The organism is Deltaproteobacteria bacterium, from assembly GCA_009930495.1.
Taxonomy (GTDB): Bacteria; Desulfobacterota; Desulfovibrionia; order Desulfovibrionales; family Desulfomicrobiaceae; genus Desulfomicrobium.
Genome location: RZYB01000269.1, coordinates 1 through 2,568, shown reverse-complemented (window position 1 = coordinate 2,568; position 2,568 = coordinate 1). Strand labels below are relative to the sequence as shown.

Here is a 2,568-nt window from a genome sequence, read left to right as displayed (position 1 = left end):
GCGTTTCCCCATCGCGCCACTCCTGCGATTGCTTGTCGAACGTCCGTGGAGTCGATGCCACGGTGAAACTGGCCACCGCAGCGCCAGACGGCGTAAACCGAAGTTCCGGCGCGTCTGTCAGGTTGCCGACGATGGTGATAATGGTTTCAGCGGCCATTAGGCTGTCCTCTCGGTTGTGTAACTAGGTGTCCAGTGGTGCGGGTCGATCCGGGCGAACTCGCCGGAACGGGTCAAACGCACGGGGCCAGTGACCCCGTGCCGGTTCTTCGCCACGAGGATGTCGATATCGCTCGCGTCCTCGTCACCGACATGCAGCAGCAGCACCACGTCCGCGTCCTGCTCCACGGCGCCCGACTCGCGCAGATCGGCCAAGATGGGTCGCTTGTCCTGCCTGCCCTCACTGGCCCGGTTGAGCTGTGAGAGCGCGATGACAGGGCAGTCCATCTCCTTCGCGAGCTTCTTGAGCCCGCGCGACAGTTCCGCCACAACCTCATGGCGGGGACGGCGGTCGCCCCGTGGCGGGTCCATGAGTTGCATGTAGTCCACGACGATCGCGGACAATGGTCCGCGCCGCGCCAGCGAACGCGCGTGGGAGCGAATGTCGGTCAGCGTCACCGAGGACCTGTCGTCGATGGACAGGCGCATCGAGTCGAACCGGCCCCGGATTCGCGCGATCTTGTCCCAGTCGCGCTTGGTCATCGGCTCCGCGATCTCCGACTTGCCATCCATGCGGCCCAGCGGTACCTCTGCCAGTTGTGCGATGGCCCGAATGACCACCTCACGGTCGGCCATCTCCAGGGTATTGAACGCCACCCACCCGTGTTCAGCGAGCCCGATGGCAGCCTGTAACGCCACGATGGACTTGCCGACTCCGGGCCGCGCGCCGACCACATACAGCGCGCCGGGCCTCCATCCGCCGATCTTCCGATTCAGGTCAACCCACGGCGACGGGAGTGCTCGCGACGGCTTGTCGAGGTCATCCAGCACACGGTCGATGATGTGGCCGATCGGGTTAGCCTCGGCTGTTGCGCGGTTCGCGGCGTCGATGGCTCCGCGGACCAGCTCGGCAACCTCGGCCGGCGGCTGGTTCGCCTGCACGAGCTGGAGCCCGCGCGTGAACACTGACTCCAGCCGTCGGAGGGTGGCGGCGTCGGCCAGCATCTTGATGTAGCTCTCCGCCAGCGCTGGCTGGGGCGACGCCTGTACGCACTCGAACAGGTACGCCCCGTCGATGCCACGTCGCTCCGCCTCGTCCACTCGCAGGTAGGCCGTGGACATCGAGAGCGCGTCGGTGGCCTCCCCCTTGTGGGCCATCTGCCGCATGAGCCGGAACAGTGCCTCGTGGCGCAGGTCCCCGAAGTCGCCGGGGTCCACGTCGTCCAGTACGTCACGGCGGTGCATGGCGAGCCCGATGATGGCGCGTTCAATGTCGGCGCTCACGAGTCCCACCGATCCCACGGCGACTTGGTTGCCTCGGGACGTGTGGGGCGCGCGTCCTCGCGTTCGATCCAGTTTCGGAAGGTGGCGTCCCAGTTCACGTACCGCTTGTCGCTCGCCTCCGCCCAGTTGCGCATCCTCTCCGCGAGCGCGTTCACGTCCAGGCCCTTCGCCATCGCCTTCTCGATGTGGCTGGCGTTCGGCTTCCACGAATCAGGGAGCGGGTGCGCGGCTCGCTTGCGAGACGCCCCTCTCTCCGTAGGAGAGGGTTGAGGGTTGAGGGCTAAGGGAAGGGGCGAACCATTTTCGAAGGGTTCCCCCTCTGAGGGGGGTATCTCCGTGGGAACCAATCTGGAACCATCTTGGAACCAATCTGGAACCATTTCCGAAGGGTTCCACGTGGCCTCGGGGAACTGTTTGCGGACGGGCTCAGCAGCCTCCGCACCCTTCCATTCAGGGTGCTCATCGAGTCCGCGTCGCACCTCACGGGACACCAGCGCCATGATCTTGAGGGACGCGATGGAGGCATGTTCACGGACGAGGGCGCGGGACATGTTGGGGCTCTGGAGCACTCCGTCATGGCGGACGAAGGACCGCACGAGCCCTTCCTCTGTCTCCGGGTCCACGGCTGCGAGGCCCGCTTGTCCCAGTTCCCACGCGGCGTGCTTCAGCCTGGGGATGGTCATGTCGTCGGCGATCCGCACGAGCTTGGCCTCCCTCCATTCCATGACGCCACATGAGTTGATCGTGGGGTGGGTCAGCATGGTGAAGTAGAGCCACTGGGCATCGGCCGACAGTTTGCGGAAGTCGGGATCGTTCCAGATTGTCAGCTTGACCTTGGCGTACTCGCGGGCCATCAGCCCTCCCCGATGATGTGGAGACACTGCTGGAACGCAGCGATCATGCCGAGGAAGTAGGACGCGGCCTTGGTGTTACTGCCGCCGATGGCGACATCGCGGTGCCACTCTGCGTCTGCGATACGTTCCCGAATCGTCCTAATGGCGGTAGAATCCACGTAGCCCTCCTTGTCAGGGTTAGGCCCGGACTCACTGGTGTTGACGCACCAGCCGGGCCGTTTCAGTTGTAGGGCCATCCTACCCCCGCTTGTGCGCATCTGACATGTATCCACAG

General features: G+C 64.9%; 2 protein-coding genes. Both read right to left on the bottom strand.

Features of this window, described 5'->3' with window-relative positions:
* Positions 1 to 157, bottom strand: a 157-nt coding sequence (locus tag EOL86_13590) for a single-stranded DNA-binding protein (protein NCD26608.1), incomplete at its 3' end; no start/stop codon positions are given.
* Positions 157 to 1,647 (bottom strand): hypothetical protein, encoded by a 1,491-nt coding sequence (locus EOL86_13585; protein ID NCD26607.1) that lies wholly within the window; start codon positions 1,645 to 1,647, stop codon positions 157 to 159. The genes EOL86_13590 and EOL86_13585, both read right to left, overlap by 1 nt.
* Positions 1,648 to 2,568 lie beyond the last annotated feature (921 nt).